General features: G+C 71.7%; 15 protein-coding genes. 5 read left to right on the forward strand and 10 right to left on the reverse strand.

Features of this window, described 5'->3' with window-relative positions:
• The first annotated feature begins 57 nt into the window (after positions 1–57).
• Positions 58–2,949 (forward strand): heterodisulfide reductase-related iron-sulfur binding cluster, encoded by a 2,892-nt coding sequence (locus AC5Y2S_RS12455; protein WP_499956433.1) that lies wholly within the window; start codon positions 58–60, stop codon positions 2,947–2,949.
• A gap of 8 nt (positions 2,950–2,957) precedes the next feature.
• Here AC5Y2S_RS12455 and AC5Y2S_RS12460 read toward each other — a convergent pair whose 3' ends face one another.
• Positions 2,958–3,281 (reverse strand): type II toxin-antitoxin system PemK/MazF family toxin, encoded by a 324-nt coding sequence (locus AC5Y2S_RS12460; protein ID WP_499956434.1) that lies wholly within the window; start codon positions 3,279–3,281, stop codon positions 2,958–2,960.
• Positions 3,278–3,502: an antitoxin MazE-like protein gene (locus AC5Y2S_RS12465; RefSeq protein ID WP_499956435.1), complete on the reverse strand. Its 225-nt coding sequence runs from the start codon at positions 3,500–3,502 to the stop codon at positions 3,278–3,280. The genes AC5Y2S_RS12460 and AC5Y2S_RS12465 overlap by 4 nt, the downstream gene beginning before the upstream one ends.
• A gap of 61 nt (positions 3,503–3,563) precedes the next feature.
• On the opposite strand from AC5Y2S_RS12465, the gene AC5Y2S_RS12470 reads away from it, so the two are divergent.
• From AC5Y2S_RS12470 to AC5Y2S_RS12480, 3 genes are all read left to right on the forward strand, one after another.
• A complete protein-coding gene (locus AC5Y2S_RS12470) occupies positions 3,564–4,853 on the forward strand; it encodes a pyridoxal phosphate-dependent aminotransferase (protein WP_499956436.1) in 1,290 nt (429 codons plus the stop codon).
• Positions 4,854–5,009: 156 nt separating this feature from the next.
• A complete protein-coding gene (locus tag AC5Y2S_RS12475; RefSeq protein ID WP_499956437.1) occupies positions 5,010–6,605 on the forward strand; it encodes a PE family protein in 1,596 nt (531 codons plus the stop codon).
• Between the two features lie 57 nt (positions 6,606–6,662).
• Positions 6,663–7,937, forward strand: coding sequence for a YibE/F family protein (locus tag AC5Y2S_RS12480; protein ID WP_499956438.1), 1,275 nt, complete (start codon positions 6,663–6,665; stop codon positions 7,935–7,937).
• On the opposite strand, the gene rfbA is transcribed toward AC5Y2S_RS12480, so the two are convergent.
• Genes rfbA through AC5Y2S_RS12495 form a run of 3 tightly spaced genes read right to left on the reverse strand, consistent with a single transcriptional unit; the run spans position 7,885 to position 9,930 of the window.
• Positions 7,885–8,754 carry a glucose-1-phosphate thymidylyltransferase RfbA gene (gene rfbA / locus AC5Y2S_RS12485; protein WP_499956439.1) on the reverse strand — a complete coding sequence of 290 codons (870 nt, stop codon included), beginning with the start codon at positions 8,752–8,754 and terminating at the stop codon, positions 7,885–7,887. The genes AC5Y2S_RS12480 and rfbA overlap by 53 nt on opposite strands.
• A 23-nt stretch (positions 8,755–8,777) precedes the next feature.
• Positions 8,778–9,146, reverse strand: a complete 369-nt coding sequence (locus AC5Y2S_RS12490; RefSeq protein WP_499956440.1) for a nuclear transport factor 2 family protein — start codon at positions 9,144–9,146, stop codon at positions 8,778–8,780.
• Between the two features lie 28 nt (positions 9,147–9,174).
• Positions 9,175–9,930, reverse strand: coding sequence for a maleylpyruvate isomerase family mycothiol-dependent enzyme (locus AC5Y2S_RS12495; protein WP_499956441.1), 756 nt, complete (start codon positions 9,928–9,930; stop codon positions 9,175–9,177).
• A 101-nt stretch (positions 9,931–10,031) separates the two neighbouring features.
• Here AC5Y2S_RS12495 and AC5Y2S_RS12500 point away from each other — a divergent pair, with 101 nt between their 5' ends.
• Positions 10,032–11,627, forward strand: a complete 1,596-nt coding sequence (locus AC5Y2S_RS12500) for a PE family protein (protein WP_499956442.1) — start codon at positions 10,032–10,034, stop codon at positions 11,625–11,627.
• A gap of 7 nt (positions 11,628–11,634) precedes the next feature.
• On the opposite strand, the gene AC5Y2S_RS12505 is transcribed toward AC5Y2S_RS12500, so the two are convergent.
• The 5 genes from AC5Y2S_RS12505 to AC5Y2S_RS12525 all read right to left on the reverse strand — a co-directional run bounded on the left by AC5Y2S_RS12505 (position 11,635) and on the right by AC5Y2S_RS12525 (position 19,501).
• Positions 11,635–12,960: a UDP-glucose dehydrogenase family protein gene (locus AC5Y2S_RS12505; protein WP_499956443.1), complete on the reverse strand. Its 1,326-nt coding sequence runs from the start codon at positions 12,958–12,960 to the stop codon at positions 11,635–11,637.
• Positions 12,961–13,049: 89 nt separating this feature from the next.
• Positions 13,050–14,525 (reverse strand): DUF7159 family protein, encoded by a 1,476-nt coding sequence (locus AC5Y2S_RS12510; protein ID WP_499956444.1) that lies wholly within the window; start codon positions 14,523–14,525, stop codon positions 13,050–13,052.
• A gap of 145 nt (positions 14,526–14,670) precedes the next feature.
• Positions 14,671–15,792, reverse strand: coding sequence for a DUF7159 family protein (locus AC5Y2S_RS12515; protein ID WP_499956445.1), 1,122 nt, complete (start codon positions 15,790–15,792; stop codon positions 14,671–14,673).
• 101 nt (positions 15,793–15,893) lie between these two features.
• Positions 15,894–17,342 carry a DUF7159 family protein gene (locus AC5Y2S_RS12520; protein ID WP_499956446.1) on the reverse strand — a complete coding sequence of 483 codons (1,449 nt, stop codon included), beginning with the start codon at positions 17,340–17,342 and terminating at the stop codon, positions 15,894–15,896.
• A gap of 269 nt (positions 17,343–17,611) precedes the next feature.
• Positions 17,612–19,501, reverse strand: coding sequence for a DUF7159 family protein (locus AC5Y2S_RS12525; RefSeq protein ID WP_499956536.1), 1,890 nt, complete (start codon positions 19,499–19,501; stop codon positions 17,612–17,614).
• Positions 19,502–19,539 lie beyond the last annotated feature (38 nt).

Genomic DNA, 19,539 nt, shown 5'->3' on the forward strand with positions numbered 1-19,539 from the left:
ATGTCACTATGGGCAAGCCTCAGTAGGCAAACAAACTAGGAATTGGGGAGACCTTCTGTGACCACGCAAACGCTCATCAGACTGATCATCGGACTGGGCATGACCGTGGTGGTGGGCGCTTTCGCCGCGCGCCGGGTGCTGTGGCTGAACAAGCTGATCATGTCCGGGCAGCCGGCCAGCGGGCGCGCCGACCATGTCGGCGACCGCATCTGGACGGAACTCTCCGAGGTGTTCGGCCAGCGCAAGCTGCTGAAGTGGTCGCTGCCCGGTCTGGCGCACTTCTTCACGATGTGGGGATTCTTCATCCTGCTGACGGTCTACATCGAGGCCTACGGCGTGCTGTTCCAGCCGAACTTCCACATACCGATCATCGGCCGCTGGGATGCACTCGGCGCCCTGCAGGACTTCTTCGCGCTGGCCGTGCTGACCGGCATCGTCACCTTCGCGATCATCCGGCTGCGCACCGAGCCGAAGGAGTACGGCCGCCAGTCCCGCTTCTACGGCTCGCACACCGGCGGCGCGTGGCTGATCCTGTTCATGATCTTCAACGTCATCTGGACGTACGCCATCTTCCGCGGGGCGTCGGTGAACGCGCTCGGCGACGAATTCCCGTACGGCCGCGGCGCTTTCTTCAGCCACTTGATGGGCTCGCTGCTGCAGCCGCTGGGTCACAACACCAACGAGATCGTCGAGACCGTCGCCCTGATGCTGCACATCGGCGTCATGCTGGCCTTCCTGCTGATCGTGTTGCACTCCAAGCACTTACACATCTTCCTGGCGCCCATCAACGTCATCTTCAAGCGCCTGCCCGACGGGCTCGGCCCGCTGCTGCCGATCGAGTCCGACGGCAAGCCGATCGACTTCGAAAACCCGCCCGACGACGCCCAATTCGGCCGCGGCAAGATCGAAGACTTCACCTGGAAGGGCATGCTCGACTTCGCCACCTGCACGGAGTGTGGGCGCTGCCAGTCGCAGTGCCCGGCCTGGAACACCGGAAAGCCGCTGTCGCCCAAGCTCGTCATCATGGACCTGCGCGACCACTGGATGGCCAAGGCGCCATACATCCTGGGCGACAAGGAGACTCCGCTCGAGAACACCCCGGAAGGCGGGGTCGCCGAGAACCTGAGCGGCGAGAAGCACGCCGAGGAGCACCACGTCCCCGAGTCGGGCTTCGGCCGCGTGATGGGCTCCGGTCCGGAGCAGGCGACCCGCCCGCTGGTCGGCACCGCCGAGCAGGGCGGCGTCATCGACCCCGACGTGCTGTGGTCCTGCGTGACGTGCGGCGCCTGCGTCGAGCAGTGCCCGGTGGACATCGAGCACGTCGACCACATCGTCGACATGCGCCGCTACCAGGTGATGATGGAGTCGGAGTTCCCCTCCGAGCTGTCGGTGCTGTTCAAAAACCTTGAGACCAAAGCCAATCCGTGGGGGCAGAACGCCTCGGACCGGACCAACTGGATCGACGAGGTCGACTTCGACGTCCCGGTCTACGGCGAGGACGTCGACAGCTTCGACGGCTACGAGTACCTGTTCTGGGTGGGCTGCGCCGGCGCCTACGACGACAAGGCGAAGAAGACCACCAAGGCCGTCGCCGAGCTGCTGGCCGTCGCCGGCGTCAAGTACCTGGTGCTGGGGACGGGCGAAACCTGCAACGGCGACTCCGCCCGCCGCTCCGGCAACGAGTTCCTGTTCCAGCAGCTGGCCGCCCAGGCCGTCGAGACCCTGGACGGGCTGTTCGAGGGCGTGGAGACCGTCGACCGCAAGATCGTCGTGACGTGCCCGCACTGCTTCAACACCCTGGGCAAGGAGTACCGGCAGCTGGGCTCCAACTACACCGTGTTGCACCACACGCAGCTGCTCAACCGGCTGATCCGTGACAAGAAGCTGGTGCCCGTTACCTCTGTCTCCCAGGAGATCACCTACCACGACCCCTGCTACCTGGGCCGGCACAACAAGGTGTACGAGGCGCCGCGCGAGCTGATCGGCGCCGCCGGGGCCACCCTCACCGAAATGCCGCGCCACGCCGAGCGCAGCTTCTGCTGCGGCGCGGGCGGTGCGCGCATGTGGATGGAAGAACACATCGGCAAGCGGATCAACCACGAACGCGTCGACGAGGCCCTGGCGACAGGCGCCACCACCATCGCCACCGGTTGCCCGTTCTGCCGGGTGATGGTCACCGACGGCGTCAACGACCGGCAGGAAGAAGCCGGCCGCAGCGGCGTCGAGGTGCTCGACGTGGCCCAGGTGCTGCTCGGGTCGATCGAGTACGACAAGGCCACGCTGCCCGAAAAGGGCACGGCCGCCAAGGAGGCCGAGAAGCGGGCCGCCGCGGCACCCAAGGCGTCCGCCCCGGCCGCGCCCGCCAAGGCCGCCGAGCCCGCGCCCGCCAAGGCCGCCGAGCCGGAGCCGGCCAAGGCCGCGGCCCCGGCTCCCGCCGCGCCCGCCAAGGGGTTGGGCATCGCCGGCGGTGCCAAGCGGCCAGGCACCAAGAAAGCCGCGCCCGCGGCGCAAGCAACCGAGGCGCCCGCCGAAGAGGCGGCCGCCCCGGCGGCGCCCGCCGCGCCCGCCGCCCCCGCGAAGGGGCTCGGCCTGGCCGCCGGCGCCAAGCGACCCGGCGCCAAGAAGGCCGCTCCAGCAGCGCCCGCCAAGGCGGCAGCGCCGGCGGCCGAGGCGCCCGCCGAACCGACCGGCGAGACGGAGGCGCCCGCGGCGCCCGCCGCACCGGTGAAGGGGCTCGGCATCGCTGCCGGTGCCAAGCGACCCGGGGCCAAGAAGGTCGCGCCCGCCGCCAAGACCGCCGAAGCCCCGGCCGAGCAACCGGAGGCCAAGGCCGAGCCGGAGCAAAAGCCGGAGCCCTCGGCGCAGCCCGACGGCGACGCGACACCGCCGGCGGCGCCCGTAAAAGGCCTGGGTATCGCGCGCGGCGCCCGCCCGCCCGGGAAGCGTTGACCGCTCGCTCAGGAGGCCAAGCCGAGGAACACCATGAGCGACCGTTCGATGTCTGCCATGAGCGTCGCCGACACGCGCCCGATCCGCGTTCCGAGGTTTGAGCGGCGGACCGTCGTGATCTTGTCGATCATGGCGAAGCTGGGCTGTGCGACGCCGGTCGTCGTCGGGACCGCGATTCGCGCCACCGTCACCCCGGCGACCGTTGTCGCGGTCAGCGGGATGACGACGACCGATTCCGTCGCGGAGAACAGGTCGTCCTGGACGATGATCGCTGGACGAGGCTTGGCCGCGTAGACGCCCCCCGAGACGGTCCACAGCTCGCCGCGGTTCACCCGTCGTCGTCCAGTGAAGTCAGATCGTCCGAGATCGCCTCGACAAAGTCCATGTCGTCGCTGTGCCGGTCGGCTTCGGCCAGCGCCAACGCTTCCCGGTTTGCTTCCGCTGCGAACTGCGCCGACCGGACGTCCGGCACCCACATCTGAACCGGGCGGTAGCCGCGTTCACGCATGCGCCGTCGGTACTCGGCGGCGCGCGAAGTCGAGGTTCTACCCATCCCTCGATGTTGCATGAAACGTGTGTTGCATGCAACGATTCGATGCCGACCAGCAAATTCGGTGGACAACGATGGCACCATAGGTGACGTGAGTACTCACCAGCTGCCCGCGCACGTCACCGGCCATCATCGGCAGCGGTCCTTCGCGCAGTCGTCGAAACTGCAGGACGTCCTGTACGAGATCCGCGGCCCGGTGCACCAGCACGCCGCGCGGCTGGAGGCCGAAGGACACCGCATCCTCAAGCTCAACATCGGCAACCCGGCGCCGTTCGGCTTCGAGGCGCCCGACGTGATCATGCGCGACATGATCCAGGCCCTGCCCTACGCGCAGGGCTACTCCGACTCGCAGGGCATCCTGCCCGCCCGGCGCGCGGTGGTCACCCGCTACGAGCTGGTCGACGGCTTTCCCCGGTTCGACGTCGACGACGTCTACCTGGGCAATGGCTGCTCCGAGCTCATCACGATGACGCTGCAGGCCCTGCTCGACAACGGCGATCAGGTGTTGATCCCGGCGCCGGACTACCCGCTGTGGACCGCGTCGACCTCGCTGGCCGGCGGCACGCCCGTGCACTACCTGTGCGACGAGACCCAGGGCTGGCAGCCCGACATCGCCGACCTGGAATCCAAGATCACCGAGCGCACCAAGGCGCTGGTCGTGATCAACCCGAACAACCCCACCGGCGCCGTCTACAGCCGCGAGATCCTCACCCAGATGGTCGACCTGGCGCGCAAGCATCAGCTGCTGCTGCTGGCCGACGAGATCTACGACAAGATCCTCTACGACGACGCCAAGCACATCAACGTCGCCACGTTGGCGCCCGACATGCTGTGCCTGACCTTCAACGGCCTGTCGAAGGCCTACCGGGTCGCCGGCTACCGGGCCGGCTGGCTGGCGATCACCGGGCCCAAGGAGCACGCCAGCAGCTTCATCGAGGGGATCAGCCTGCTGGCCAACATGCGGCTGTGCCCCAACGTCCCGGCGCAGCACGCGATCCAGGTCGCCCTCGGCGGCCACCAGAGCATCGAGGACCTGGTGCTTCCCGGGGGACGGCTGCTCGAGCAGCGCGACGTCGCCTGGACCAAGCTCAACGAGATTCCCGGGGTGTCCTGCGTCAAACCCGAGGGCGCGCTGTACGCGTTTCCCCGGCTGGATCCCGAGGTCTACGACATCGAGGACGACGAGCAGCTCGTGCTCGAGCTGCTGTTGTCCGAGAAGATCCTGGTCACCCAGGGCACCGGGTTCAATTGGCCGGCGCCGGATCACCTGCGCATCGTGACGCTGCCGTGGTCGCGCGATCTCGCCGCCGCGATCGAGCGGCTGGGAAACTTCCTGGCCGGCTACCGGCAGTAGGCGGCGCCGCGAGTCGTCGCAAAAGGGTGGCGAAAGTCTCGTCGAAACCCAACGACGGCGCGCCTGGAGCGAGACCATGACTCCATATCGATTGGTCGAGATGGCCGACGATCCCGGGCCGACATGACGTCGTCGTGACGAATTGGGAGGTGTCAGATGTCGTTTGTGATCGCGGCGCCTGAGGCGCTGACAGCGGCAGCATCGGACTTAGCCAATATCGAATCGGCGCTGGCCGCCGCCCATGCGGCGGCCCGGGCTCAGACCACGGCGGTGCTGGCGGCCGGCACCGATGAGGTGTCGACGGCCATCGCGGCGCTGTTTTCCGGGCACGCCCAGGGGTATCAGGCGCTCAGCGCGCAGACGGCGACGTTTCACGACGAGTTTGTGCGGGCCCTGGCCGCGGCTGCGGGCTCGTATGCGGGTGCTGAGGCCGCCGCCGCCTCGCCTCTAGCCGCCGCGGCCGCGCCGATCCAGTCGCTTCTCACCGCGATCAATGCGCCCTTCCTGACGCTGACCGGGCGCCCGCTGATCGGCAACGGCGCCAGCGGGGCCCCGGGCAGCGGGGCCAATGGAGGAGCCGGTGGGATCTTGATCGGCAGCGGCGGTAACGGCGGGTCCGGAGGGGTCGGCCAAAACGGCGGCGCCGGCGGTGCCGCCGGGCTGATCGGCACCGGTGGCGCGGGCGGAGCTGGCGGGCCTGGCACCACCACCGGCGGGGCCGGTGGGGCCGGCGGGCTGCTATTCGGGGCCGGCGGCAGCGGCGGTGCCGGCGGATTCAACGCCGCCGGCAACGGCGGGAACGGCGGGGCCGGCGGGGCCGGCGGACTGTTTAGCGCCGGCGGCACCGGCGGTGCCGGCGGCAGCGGCAACGGCGCCACGGGTAACGGTGGCGCTGGCGGTGTGGGCGGAACCGCGGGCCTGTTCGGCACCGCCGGCGCTGGCGGCACCGGCGGGTACACCGACAAGGCCACCGCGGGTCCCGGTGGGGCCGGCGGCTCCGGCGGGCTGTTCGGCACCGGCGGCGCCGGCGGTGTGGGGGGCGCCGGCGGCAGCGCCGGCACCATCAACGGGAATGGCGGGGCCGGCGGCCACGGCGGCGTACTGGGCGGCAGTGGCGGGGCCGGCGGCACCGGCGGCGCCGGCGGCGCAATCAACGGGGATGGCGGGACCGGCGGCACGGCCGGCATGCTCTTCGGCGACGGCGGGGCCGGCGGCGCCGGCGGCGGCGGTGGCGCAATCGCCGGCAATGGCGGGGCCGGCGGCGCGGCCGGCATACTCGCCGGCGCCGGCGGCATTGGCGGCGCCGGCGGCACCGCCAGCGCCGTTGGTGGGAAGGGCGGGGCCGGCGGCCAGGCCGGCATGCTCTTCGGCGCCGGCGGCAGCGGCGGCGGTGGCGGTGCCGCCTCCAACGCCGCAATCGGTGGGGACGGCGGGGCCGGCGGCAAGGCGGGCTTGCTCCTCGGCGACGGCGGGACCGGCGGCGCCGGCGGCACCGCCAACATAATTGGCGGGAATGGCGGGGCCGGCGGTACGGCCGGGCTGATCGGCAACGGCGGTCACGGCGGTGACGGCGGGATCGGCGTCGCCGCGGGCGGCACCGGCGGTAACGGCGGTAAGGGCGGTGACGCGGTCGGGATCGGCAACGGTGGTGACGGCGGCAACGGTGGGACCGGGACGACGCCGGGCAAGGCCGGCGCGGGCGGCACCGGCGGGCTGCTGCTCGGCCTGGACGGGACACCCGGGTTGCCGTAGCAGGCAGAGGCGCTGGCCTGACCGGCACCGGGTCGGCGCCCCTCTACCCTCAACCGGGTGACCCACTCCCACTCGCACAGCCTGTCGTCAGGCGCCTCCGGGCTGGATCCGCTGCCCGCCAAGATCGTCGTCGGGCTGCTGGTCGCCATCGGGGTGGCCGTGATCGCCGGTGCGGCGCTGCTCTGGCCGAGCCGCCAGCACGTCGACATCCCGACGCCGTTCCAGAACGCGGCCGGCGGCGCCGTGAGCACGCAGAAGGGCCACGTGCTGTCCAGCGCGCTGGGTGACTGCGGCAGCCCGTCGGCGGGTCAGGTGCTCACCACCGCGCCGCAATCGGCGGCCCCCGGCGCCGGGCGATGCGTCCAAACGCTGGTCGCCATCGACTCGGGCCCGAACGCCGGCGCCAAGACGCTGCTGGAATCCTCCCCCGGCCCCGGCCAGCCCCACTTCGGGGCCGGCGACCGCATCCGGCTCGTCCGGCAGGTCGACGAGCAGGGCACCACCAGCTATGCGTTTTACGACTTCGAGCGCGGCTGGCCGTTGGTCGGCCTAGCGATCGCGTTCGCGGTGGTGATTGTCGCCGTGGCCCGCTGGCGCGGGCTGCTCGCGCTGGTCGGCATCGGCGTCGCGTTCCTGGTGCTGGTCGTGTTCCTGCTGCCGGCGCTGCGCGACGGCGCCCCCGCCGTCCCCGTCGCGCTGGTGGCCTCCGCCGTCATCCTTTACGCGGTGATCTACCTGGCCCACGGAGTGAGCCTGCGGACCAGCGCCGCCCTGCTGGGCACCCTGTCGGCGTTGCTGCTGGCCGCCGGATTATCTTGGGCGGCAGTCGATTTGGCCCACCTGACCGGCTTGTCGGACGACCAGAACGGCCAGGTCTCGGCGTATCTGGGCAACGTGTCGATCAGCGGGCTGCTGCTCGCCGGATTCATCATCGGGTCACTGGGTGTGCTCAACGACGTGACCGTGACGCAGGCGTCGACGGTCTTCGAGCTGGCCCACCTCGGCGGCTCCAGGCGGGCCATCTTTGTGGGCGCCATCCGGGTGGGCCGCGATCACATCGCCAGCACGGTCTACACGCTGGTGCTGGCATACGCCGGTACCTCGCTCCCGTTGCTGCTGCTGTTCAGCGTGTCCAACCGCTCGCTCGGCGACGTGCTAATCAGCGAGAGCGTGGCCATCGAACTCGCCCGCTCCGCGGTCGGCGGCATCGCGCTGGCGCTGTCGGTGCCGTTGACGACGGCGATCGCGGCCGTGCTGGCGAAACCCGAACCGGCGCCGGTCAGCGCCGTTGTTCCAGCAGCCCCAGCAGGTAGTCGCCATAACCGGACTTGACCAGGGTGCGGGCGCGCTCGGCCAGCTCCTCGTCGCTGATCCATCCCTGCAGCCACGCGATTTCCTCGGGGACGCTGACCTTCAGCCCCTGCCGCCGTTCCAGCGTGCGGACGTAGTCGCTGGCGTCCAGCAGCGAGTCGAAGGTGCCGGTGTCCAGCCATGCCGTCCCGCGGGCCATCACCTCGACCGACAGCCGCCCGCGGTTGAGGTAGATCTGGTTGACCTCGGTGATCTCGTACTCGCCGCGCGCCGATTTCTTCAGGTTCTTGGCGATCTCGATCACGTCGTTGTCGTAGAAGTACAGGCCCGGCACCGCGTACTGGGACTTCGGGGTGGCGGGCTTCTCCTCCAGCGACAGCGCCATGCCGTCGTCGCTGAACTCGACGACGCCGTAGGCCGACGGGTTGGCCACCCAGTAGGCGAAAATCGCTCCGCCGCTTATGTTTTGGAAGCGGCTCAGGCTGGTGCCCAGTCTGGGGCCGTAGAAGATGTTGTCGCCCAACACCAAAGCGGCCGAGTCGTTGCCGAGGTGGTCGGCGCCGAGCACGAAGGCCTGGGCCAGGCCCTCGGGTTCGCGCTGCTGGACGTAGGTCAGGTTGATACCGAATTGCGAACCGTCACCGAGCAGCCGCTCGAAGCCGGCCGCGTCGTGCGGGGTGGTGATCACCAGGATGTCGCGGATGCCGGCCATCATCAGCGTGGACAGCGGGTAGTACACCATCGGCTTGTCGTACACCGGCAACAACTGCTTGCTGATGCCGATCGTGATCGGATGAAGACGGGTGCCCGACCCGCCGGCCAGGATGATGCCGCGCATAACTGCCTCTCTGTTTGGCCCCCCTAATTTACGAAGTCGTCCTCGGTGAGCTCCGTCGCCTCCAGCGCCGCCGCCAAGTCCTCGTGCCGGAACACCGACGTGACGTGATCGCGGACCACCCGGAACGCCGACGCGGCGTTGGTGACCTCCCCGCCTGGGGCGCGGACCTTCTCTTCGACGACGACGATGCCGTCGTGCACGTACATGCGGCCGGGCTCGGCCGTGCCCTCGCGGGTACCGGCCCACCTGCGCAGCGCCGCATGACCCTGTGCGGCCCCGTGGGCGTCGCCGATTTCGATGTCGTCGCTGGACAGGGTCACCAGGGTTTCCAGGTCCGCGGCATTGAGGGCGTCGTGCCACGCCAGGACGGTGGCGATCTCCGATGTGCTCATGGTCAGCAAGCTACCGTGTCCGCCTGAGTTATAGCGGCGTACGGTCCAGCCAGTTCTGCCACACCGTCTCGTCGCCGAACAGCTCGATACCGGTGTCGGCCAGCGCGACCCGGCGCAGGATCGCCAGCAACAGGTCGGTGGCGCCGCCGCGCAGGGCCGCGCTGCCCTTGCCGTGCTCGTGCGACCAGGTGATCGCGCCGCCGTCGACAGCGATCGTCCATTCGCCGGCGTCGCCCAGCCCGGGGTCGGTGGCGTGCAGATGCAGGGTGCTGCCGGTCTCGAGCGGCAGCTGCGCCCCGTCGCTTCCGGCCTGAATCGCCACGCGCTCAAGCCATTCCGTTATCGCGTCGGCCGCGACGTTGGCGTCGAGGGTGAATTCGGCGCCGGTGGCGATGGCGGCGTCGGCGCGGTGCACCGCCGTCTCGTGCAGCCGGCGCCGGACCCACCAGTTCGCCGGGCGGGTCCCGAGGAACGTCCACACCGGCGTTTCCACGCCCGACAGCTCGACGGCGTCAACCAGCCGCTGCGCGCCGCCGTGCAGCCAGGAGATCGCGTCGGCCGGATCCGGTGGCGGCTTGCCGCCCTCGACGGCGCGGGGATCCAGGAATTCCTGCAGCCGGTCGCGCACGATTTGCGCCGCCCACCGATCGCCGCGCCCGACATGGCGCAACAGCTGGGTGACGTTCCAGCCCGGGCACGTCGGTACCGGCGTGGACTCGTCGACACCGCGGAAAAGCTCCGCGAAGGCTCGGTTTTCGTTGAGGAACTCGGCGGCGTAGTCCACGCGGTCAGGCTACTCGCCGGCCCCGAGACGGTTGATCCGGTGCGGCACGCCGCCGATGGCGATAACGTCCGTCGTGGCATCGACTGATGGAAGGCGGGGGCATGTCGTTTGTGATCGCGGTACCGGAGGCGCTGGGGGCGGCGGCTTCGGATCTGGCTCGCATCGGTGCGACAGTGAGTACGGCTAACGCGGCCGCGGCGGCCTCGACGACGCGGGTGGCGGCCGCGGGCGCCGACGAGGTGTCGGCGGCGATCGCGTCGCTGTTTTCCGGTCAGGCGCAGGACTTTCACGCGCTGACCACCCGGGCGGCGGCGTTGCACGACCAGTTCGTGCAGGCCCTGGGCGGGGGCGCGGCCTCGTACGCCGGCGCCGAGGCCGCCAACGTCCAGCAGACCCTGACGAACGCCATCAATGCGCCCACCGAGGCGCTGTTCGGGCGCCCGCTGGTCGGCAACGGTGCCAACGGGGCCCCGGGAACCGGGCAGAACGGCGGCGACGCCGGAATCCTGATCGGCAACGGCGGGGCGGGCGGCTCCGGCGGGGCCAGCCACCCCAACGGCGGCAACGGTGGGGCCGCCGGGCTGCTGGGAGCGGCCGGCGCGGGCGGCGCGGGCTGGTCGGGCACCCTCGGCGGAAACGGCGGCAACGGCGGGGCCGGCGCGCTCTTCGGTGCCGGCGGCGCCGGCGGTGCCGGCGGGTTCTCCACCGGTCCCGGTGTCCACGGCGGGAACGGCGGCAACGGCGGGATGGGCGGGATCTTCGGCGCCGGCGGCGCCGGTGGCGCGGGCGGGCTTTCGGCCAGCGGCGCCGGCGGAAACGGCGGCGCCGGCGGGAACGGCGGGGTGTTCAGCCTGGCCAGCAATGGCGGGATCGGCGGGCCGACCCAGCCGACCGGCGGCGCGGGAGGGGCCGGCGGCACGGGCGTAACAAGCGGGGGTAACGGCGGGGCCGGTGGGAACGGTGGCCTGCTCGGTGCCGGCGGGGTCGGCGGGGCCGGCGGGACCGGCCTCGGGGGACACGGTGGTGACGGCGGCGACGGCGGGGCCGGGGTGGTATGGGGGAACGGCGGCGCTGGGGGTGCCGGCGGCACGGGCAGCACCGGCGATGGCGGTTCCGGCGGCGCCGGCGGCGCCGGCGGCATGTTCGAGGGCTCGGCGGGCTCCGGCGGTGCCGGCGGCACCGGCTCCGTCAACGGCGGCGCCGGCGGCCATGGCGGCACCACGAGGGGCATCTCCGGCAACGGCGGCGACGGCGGCGCCGGCGGCACGGGCCTCACCGGCAACGGGGGCGCCGGCGGTAACGGCGGCAACTCCGGCCCGGTGCAGGGCACCGCCGGACGCGGCGGGAACGGCGGGGTCGGGGGCGCCGGCGCCGGCGGGGCCGGGGGCAGCGGCGGCAGCGCGGCGGGGATCTCGGGCAGCGGCGGCGCGGGCGGGGCCGGCGGTGCCGGTGCGACCACCGGCGGGAACGGCGGCCACGGCGGCAACGCGGCACTGGTCGGCTACGGGGGTGACGGCGGCCCCGGCGGCCAGGGCGTCACGGGCCGCGGCGGTGACGGCGGGAACGGCGGGGGCGCCGTGCTCGTCGGCAACGGCGGTACCGGCGGCAACGCCGGGATCGGTGTGCCGGAAGGCAACGCCGGCACCGGCGGCGCGGGCGGCGTGTTCGGCTCGGCCGGGAACAACGGCCTGACGTAGATCGCCGCTAGGTCCGCGGCGCCCCGAGCCGGAACACTCGCCATCCCGCCTGCTGCCAGCGGGCGGCGTCGAGGCAGTTGCGGCCGTCGACGACGACGCGGGCGCGCACCCGGTCGGCCAGGTCGTTCGGGTCGAGGTCGACGAACTGCCGCCACTCGGTGAGCACCAGCACGGCATCCGCGCGCTCGCAGGCCTCCTCGACCGAGACCGCGTAGTTCAGCGTCGGGAAGAGCCGCTGCGCGTTGTCGAGCGCCTTTGGGTCGTACACGTTGACCGCGGCGCCGTTGAGCTGGAGTTGCCCGGCCACGTTGAGCGCGGGCGAGTCGCGGACGTCGTCGGATTCGGGTTTGAACGCCGCACCCAGCACGGCGACGTTGGCGCCCAGCAGCGAGCCGCCGCACGCGGTGGTGGCCAGCTCGACCATCCGGGTGCGCCGGCGCATGTTGATGCTGTCCACCTCGCGCAGGAACGTCAGCGCCTGGTCGGCGCCCAGCTCACCGGCGCGGGCCATGAACGCGCGGATGTCCTTGGGCAGGCAACCGCCGCCGAAACCCAAACCAGCATTTAGGAATTGGCGCCCGATCCGCGGGTCGTAGCCCAGCGCGTCGGCCAGCACGCTGACGTCGGCGCCCGCCGCCTCGCACACCTCGGAAATGGCGTTGATGAACGAAATCTTGGTCGCCAGAAAGGCATTGGCGGAAACCTTGACCAGCTCGGCGGTCTGCAGATCGGTCACCAGGAAGGGCACCCCGGTGTCCAGCAGCGGACCATACAGCTCGCGGGCCGCCGCCTCCGCGCGCGCCGAGCCCTTTTGGATGCCGAGCACGATGCGATCCGGGTGCAGGGTGTCGTGCACCGCGTAGCCCTCGCGCAAAAACTCCGGATTCCAGGCGATTTCGACGTCGGCCCCGCGCCGCGCCAGCGCGGCCGCGCGTTGGTTGAGCTCGGCCGCCGTGCCCACCGGTACCGTCGACTTGCCGATGAGCACCGACGGCCGCCTCAGCCGGGGCACCAGCGTGTCGATGACCGCGTGGACGTGGGAGAGGTCGGCGCCGTATTCGCCCTTTTTCTGCGGCGTGCCCACCCCCAGGAAATGCACGTCGGCGAACTCGGCCGCCATCTCGTAGTCGGTGGTGAACTGCAGTCGTCCGGCAGCGAGGTTGTCGGTCAACAACTTTCGCAGGCCCGGCTCGTAGAACGGGATGTCGCCGCCGGCCAGCTTGGCCACCTTGCCGGCGTCGATGTCCACGCCGACGACGTCGTGTCCCAGTTCGGCCATCCCCGCTGCGTGCGTGGCACCGAGGTAACCGGTGCCAAAGACGGTGCATCGCATACCACCGTGTGTAGGTGGCCGCGATGAGCTAACTGCATCGCGCCGCTAATCGGGAGGCAAACGGCAGATGACAGGTGGCGGTGAAACGCCTAGTGGTGACCGCCGCCGAAGCCGCCGAAGCCGCCGTGGCCGCCGCCGAAGCCGCCGTGGCCGCCGCCGCCGGGGAAGCCGGGGAATCCGCCACCGCCGCGGGGCCCGTCCTCGCCGCCGCCGCGAGGCCCGAACCCGCCGCCGGGCGGGCCGAACACGCCTCCCCGCGGGCCGCCGATGCCCGGGATGGGCAGCGGGATCGGCACCGGAATGGGCGCGACCACCGGGGGCGGCGCGGGGGCGGGCGCCGGGGCCTCCGGTATCGGGACCGGGGCCGGCGCGGGCGCCTCAGGAATCGGGGCGGGCGCCGGAGCGGCCGGAACCGGGGCGGGAGCCTCGGGAACCGGCGCGGGCGCCGGAGCAGGAGCCGCCTCGGGTGCCGGCGCCGGGGCCGGGGCCGCGGGGGCCGGCGCCGGAGCGGGAGCGGCCGGTGCGGGGGCCGCCTGGGTGGGGGCGACCACGTTGTGGCCGGGGGCGGGCTGTACGCCGGCGGTCGGGCGGATGGCGACGGCCAGCGAGACCACGAGTGCGGTCACCCCGACGACGAAGATCGCCGCCAGTGCGCTGCCCAGCAGCCGGAACGAGCCGCGCTCGCGGCCGCCCGCGCCGACCAGCTGCGTCGCGTGCTCCCCGGTGTAGGCCTCGTCGAAGTCGTCGGCGACGGCGCTGTAGGCCAGCGCGTTGGCGTCGGCGGTGGCCGGTGTGTCGAAGTAGCCGGGGGCCACCGCGAACGGGTCGATCGCGCCGGTGCCCGGGTCCTGTGCGTAGGCCAGCGCCGCGGTGGACGACGCGAACAGCGGCGCGTGGGCCGACGCCAGCGCCGCTCCCCGGGCCAGCGCGGTGTCCGGCTCCTCGGGCGCCGCCAGCGGAAGGGTCGTCGCGGCCTCCAGCGCCGGCTTGATCATCGGGATGTCGATGCCGGAGCCGACGACGAACACGGCGTCGGGTCGCGCCTCCAGCGCCTCGGCCCCGGCGACCATCGAGGCCAACTGGGTCACCGCCGCGTCGTCGTCCTTGGGCAGGGCCTGCCGGTAAACGTCGGTGACCGAGCCGTCCGCGCTGTCGACGACCGCCAGGGTCGCGGTGTCGGGCTCGATGTACAGCAGCGCCGTGCGCGCATAGTTCGTCTGGTTGCCGACCGTCTGGGCCAGCGCGGCCGCGGCAAGGAAGGCCGAGACCAACATCACGTTCTCGACCTTGTGGGCGGCCAGCGCATCACGCAGCGCGGCGGCCTCGATCGGGTCGGTGAACGTGACGCCCGTCGACGCCAGTTGGTAACCGCCCTCGGCGGCGCCCTCGCGGGTCCCCAGGATCGCCGAGACTACCTGGTCAGCTGCGGTAATGGTTGCCGCATCGTCGTCGGCGGCAACGTCGAAATTGTCCTCGTCGACGGTCGCACCGTCGCCATTCTCACCTTCGACCAGCACCATACGGACGGCCGTCGGCGCCATCGACACGCCAAGTACGGTGTCCAAAGCTCCTCCATCGTCGTTTGCTAGCCAGCGCAGGCCGAGGACATGGTCGTCGCGAGCGTCAGCAACTGCGATACGCCCAGCGTCCCCACCCTGCATTCCCCTAGTCCCCCGATTTTACGCGGATTCGCCCCCTTGGCGACCCGGGCTAGGGGCCCAGGATTCCATGCCCCAGGTGGTGGCGGAGCCACGCCCAATGGTCGTCATGATCGTCGTCCCTGGGCAGCGGCGGCAGCCATTGGGGAAGGGGGTTGGACGTTGGCCCCGGGTTCGGGGCGGCCGGCGCGGGCGCGGCCGGTGCGGGAGCCGGCGGAGCCGGCGGCGGGGCTTGGGGTGGCGGGGCCGCCTGGGTCGCCGGGGCGACGACGTTCTTGCCGACATCGGGTCGCTGGTCCACGTGGGGGCGAATGCCGACGGCGAGCGCCACCGTCAGCGCCACGGCGCCGACGACGAACATCGCGGCGGCACCGAGGATCGCCAGCATCTTTCGGCTGCGGCGCTCGCCGTGTTCCCGGTCGTCGCCGGGCGCGGGCTCCGCCTCGGCGCTGTATGCCAGCTCGCGCGCGGGTTCCTGGACGTATGGCATCTCGACCGTGCTCGGCGCTCCCAATTGCTCGTTCGCCGATGCCAGTGCGGCGCCTCGCGCCAGGGCCATCTCGGGTTCCTCGGGGACCGCCACCGACAGCGACGTCGCCGCGTCCAGCGCGGGCTTGATCATCGGGATGTCGACGCCGGCGCCGACGACGAATACACCGTCGGGGCGGGCGCGCATCGATTCGGCACCGGCGACCAGCGCGGCGAGCTCTGCCCGCACCGCACCGTCACCGGGGGGCAGGGGCTTGCGCTGCACGTCGTCGACCGACCCGTCCGACGTGTCGACGACGGCGAGAGTCGCCGTGGCCGGCTCGACGAACAGCAGCGCGGTGCGGGCACAGCTGGTCGCGCTGCCGACCGCCTGAGCCAGCGCCGCCGCGGCCATGAACGCCGAGACCAGCACGACGTTCTCGATCTTGCGCGCCGCCAACGCGTTTCGCAGCGCGGCGGCGGCCGACTGATCGGTCCACGTCACCCCGCTGGACCTCAACCGATAGCCGCTCTCGGCCGCGCTCTCGCGGGTGCCCAGGATGGCCTCGATCACCTGATCGATTGCGGCGGCACCCGGCATTGGAAAGTCGGCCTGATCGACGGTGACGCCGCCGGCACCTTCACCTTCGACGAGCACCATGCGGACCGTCTCGGGCGCCAAAGACACCCCAAGGACGACGTCCACCAATCCCCCCATTCTCCAAACTGGTTCGCTGACAATCCGATTGCCCGCCCCTAGTCCGCCACCCTAGCCGCGGAGCCCGACAAGGGGGCGGCGCCGAACCGTTACCGGCGCCCGAAGCCACCGAAGCCGTGGCCGCCGAAGGGACCATGCCCACCGAACGGACCGTGTCCACCGAACGGCCCGTGCCCGCCGAACAAGCCATGCCCGCCGAATGGGCCGCGGCCGCCACCGAAGGGCCCACGGGGCGCCGGCCCGCCGCCGAACGGGCCGCGGCCACCTTCCAGCCGGGGCACAGGAGGCCCGAGCACCGGCACGCGGGGCACGGGAACGAACACGGGCGGGGGCAGCGCGGGAACCGGGACCGGCGGGGCCGCGGGCACCGGGGCGCCGGCGGGCGGGCCGATGGGATGGGGCGCGGCCACCGGCGCGGGCTCCGAGATTTTCGGCCGGGCCTGGGGCACCGGCGCGGGCGCCGGCGGACGCGTCGGGGCGACGATGTTTTCGTTCGGGCTGGGCCGCAGCGCCACCGTCGGACGGATGCTGATCGCGAGCGCAATCTCAAGCAGCACAACGGCGCTGATGAAGACCACTGCCAGCATGCTGCCGACCAGCGCAATGGATTTGCGCCGCTGCGTGATCTCCTCCAGGCCGATGACGGTGCGCGCATCGGCGTCGTCGTCCGACACAGCGCTGTAGGCGACGTTGGGCTTGCCGCTGGCGTCGGGAGGCTCGGGAACGGTCCGGTATTCGGGCTGGTATCCGGGCAGCAATCCGGGAAACTGGCCGGCCAGCGCCAACGGGTCGACCTCGCCGGTGGCGGGGTCCAGCGCGTAGGCCAGCGCCGCGGTCGACGACGCGAACAACGGCGCGTGGGCCGAGGCCAGCGCCGCACCGCGCGCGAGGGCCATCTCTGGTTCGTCGGGCACCGACAGCTGAAGGGAGGTCGCGGCCTGCAACGCAGGCTTGATCAACGGGATGTCGACGCCGGACCCGACGACGACCACGCCCTCTGGGCGCGTTTCCAGCGCCTCGGCACCCGAGACCAGTTCGACGAGCTCGGCCACCGCCTCGTCTTCGTCCTCGGCCAGAACCCTGCGGTGCACGTCGCAGATCGACCCGTCCGCGCTGTCGACCACCGCCAACGTCGCGGTGTACGGCTCGACGAAGAGCAGCGCGGTGCGCGCGTAGTCGGTCGCATCTCCCACAGCCTGGGTGAGCGCGGCGGCCGCCATGAACGCCGAGACCAGCATCACGTTCTCGACCTTGTGCGCGGCCAGGACGTCGCGCAGCTGGGCGGCCTCGACGTGATCGGTCCAGGTCACTCCCGTCGAGAGCAGCCGGTAGCCGCCCTCGGCCGCGCCCTCGCGGGTTCCGAGGATGGCGGAGACCACCTGGTTGGGCGCCGTGGCCGGATCTCTTAAGCCGGGAGCACCCAGGCCCACGTCGAACTTTTCCTCGTCGACGGTGGCCCCGTCGGCGCCTTCGCCTTCGACCAGCACCATGCGGACGTTCGTCGGCGCCATCGAGACGCCAAGCACGATGCCCACCACGGTTAGAAACTCCCTTGGCTTGTTTGCTGTGCCACGGCGGAAATGCGCCGACGCACAATTAAGTACTTAGCTAGCACGGATTTACGGCCACAGCAGCGCGCGGCCTCGAACATCCGGGATTAGCTGGGCATTATGAAATTCTGATCCAGGGGCGGCGCGGTTTTTCGGCTTGTCCCAACATCTCGACCGTACCCGCCCCACCGCGGGGTGTTAAGCACAAGCCGGCGTGCGTCGACCGTTTTGCAACGCTGAGTAACGCCGGCCGGCGGCTAGTGGTGCCCGCCGCCGCTGTGGCCGCCGCCGAAGCCGCCGCCCCCGCCGAAGCCGCCACCCCCGCCGAAGCCGCCACCCCCGCCGAAGCCGCCACCACCGTGTCCGCCGCCGCCGAATGGCCCACCGCCGCCGCCACCGAACGGTCCACCACCGATCGGACCGCCACCGCCGTGCCCGCCGCCGAACGGACCGCCGCCACCAAACGGCCCGCCGCCACCGAACGGACCACCACCGCCTGGCACACCGCCACCGGCGCCTCCGCCGGGGATGTGGATGGGGCCACCGCCACCAAATGGTCCACCACCGCCACCGAACGGCCCGGGTCCGGCGGGCTCACCGCCGCCGGGGCCTGCGCCGGGGATGTGGATGGGGCCACCGCCACCGCCAAACGGTCCTCGGCCGCCAAACGGTCCACCGCCGGGGCCCGTGCCCGGCTCCGGGATGTGCCCGGTGCCGGGGCCACCCGGGATGGGTAGCGGGTTTTCCCCGGGCAGCTGGTGCGGCGGCGAGTGTGGAACCGCGCCGGTGCCCGGCACCGGCCACTGCGGCTGCGGGACGTGCACCGGCAGTTGGGGCACAACGGGCTGGAGCACCGGCAGGCGCGGCGCCTGGATCACCGGCGGACTGATAACCGGGTTGGGAATGGGCACGCGGACCGGCGGCACCGGGATCGGCGCCACGGGTGGGGCCACGACCGGAACCCGTATCACCGGGTCGATCGGAGGGGCCGCGGGAAGCGGAGGAGCAACCGGCGCCGGGGCCGCGGGCAATGGCGCGGGGGCGGGCGCGTTCAACGGCCTGGGCACCGACATTGGTTGCGGCAGGTTGATCTTCGGCATCGCGGGGGCCGCCTCGACCGGCGCGGGCGCCTGTTGCGTTGGGACGATGAGGTTTTGGGCCGGGGTGGGCCGCAACGCCACGGTCCCCGTCGTGCGGATTCCGACGGCCAGCGCGATCTCCAGCGCCAGCACCGCGCTGATGCCGACCACCGCCAAGCCGCTGCCGATCAGCAGGACCGGCCTGCGGCGCGGTTGCTCTGGTTCCTGGACGAACAGCTTCTCGATGAGGACGGTCGGCGCGTCGGCGTCGTCGTCGCGCACCGCGCTGTAGGCCAGCTCGTCGCCCAGTTCGCCTCCAACGCTGAGGTATTCGGGAAGGGCGTAGTGGTCGACGGCGCCGGTGCCCGGGTCTTGGGCGTAGGCGAGCGCCACGGTCGACGACGCGAACAACGGCGCGTTCGCCGACGCCAGGGCCGCACCGCGGGCCAGCGCGGTCTCGGGCTCCTCCGGCGCGCTCACGTCAAGCGAAGTCGCCGCCTCCAGCGCCGGCTTGATCGGGGCGATGTCGACGCCCGAGCCGACCACGAACAGCCCGTCGGGCGCCAGCGCCGTCTTTTCCAGCCCGGCGATCATCCCGCTGAGTTGGGTGATGGCGTCGTCGTAGGACTCGGCATAGATCGGTTGCTTGTAGACGTCGGCGATGGAACCGTCGGAGGTCTCGACGACGGCCAGGGTTGCGGTGTCGGGCTCGATGTACAGCACCGCGGTGCGCTCGTAACCGACTGCTACGCCCACACTTTGGGCCAGCGCCGCCGCGGCCAGAAACGCCGACACCAGCATGACGTTCTCGATCTTGTGGGCGACCAGCGCGTCACGCAACGCGGCCGCCTCGAGTTGGTCGGTCCACGTCACACCGATCGCCGACAGCTCCAGGCCGGCGTCGGCCGCGCCTTCGCGGGTGCCCAGGATGGCGGCGACTACCTGGTCGGACGCGCTCGTGGTGGCCGCATCGTTGGCCGCGGTGACGTCAAACTCGTCCTCTTCGACCGTTGCGCCGTCGCCGTTTTCGCCTTCCAGGACGACCATCTGGATCGACGCCGGTGCCATTGACACGCCGAGCACGATGTCCAATACAACCCCCTCCA

The organism is Mycobacterium sp. NGS69 (assembly GCF_059812165.1).

Excerpts from the sequence above, each read along its gene's own strand:
- AC5Y2S_RS12465 (WP_499956435.1), bottom strand. The coding sequence starts at position 3,502 with ATGGGTAGAACCTCGACTTCGCGCGCCGCCGAGTACCGACGGCGCATG.
- AC5Y2S_RS12475 (WP_499956437.1), top strand. The coding sequence starts at position 5,010 with ATGTCGTTTGTGATCGCGGCGCCTGAGGCGCTGACAGCGGCAGCATCG.
- rfbA (WP_499956439.1), bottom strand. The coding sequence starts at position 8,754 with ATGCGCGGCATCATCCTGGCCGGCGGGTCGGGCACCCGTCTTCATCCG.
- AC5Y2S_RS12490 (WP_499956440.1), bottom strand. The coding sequence starts at position 9,146 with ATGAGCACATCGGAGATCGCCACCGTCCTGGCGTGGCACGACGCCCTC.
- AC5Y2S_RS12500 (WP_499956442.1), top strand. The coding sequence starts at position 10,032 with ATGTCGTTTGTGATCGCGGTACCGGAGGCGCTGGGGGCGGCGGCTTCG.
- AC5Y2S_RS12505 (WP_499956443.1), bottom strand. The coding sequence starts at position 12,960 with ATGCGATGCACCGTCTTTGGCACCGGTTACCTCGGTGCCACGCACGCA.
- AC5Y2S_RS12525 (WP_499956536.1), bottom strand. The coding sequence starts at position 19,501 with ATGGCACCGGCGTCGATCCAGATGGTCGTCCTGGAAGGCGAAAACGGC.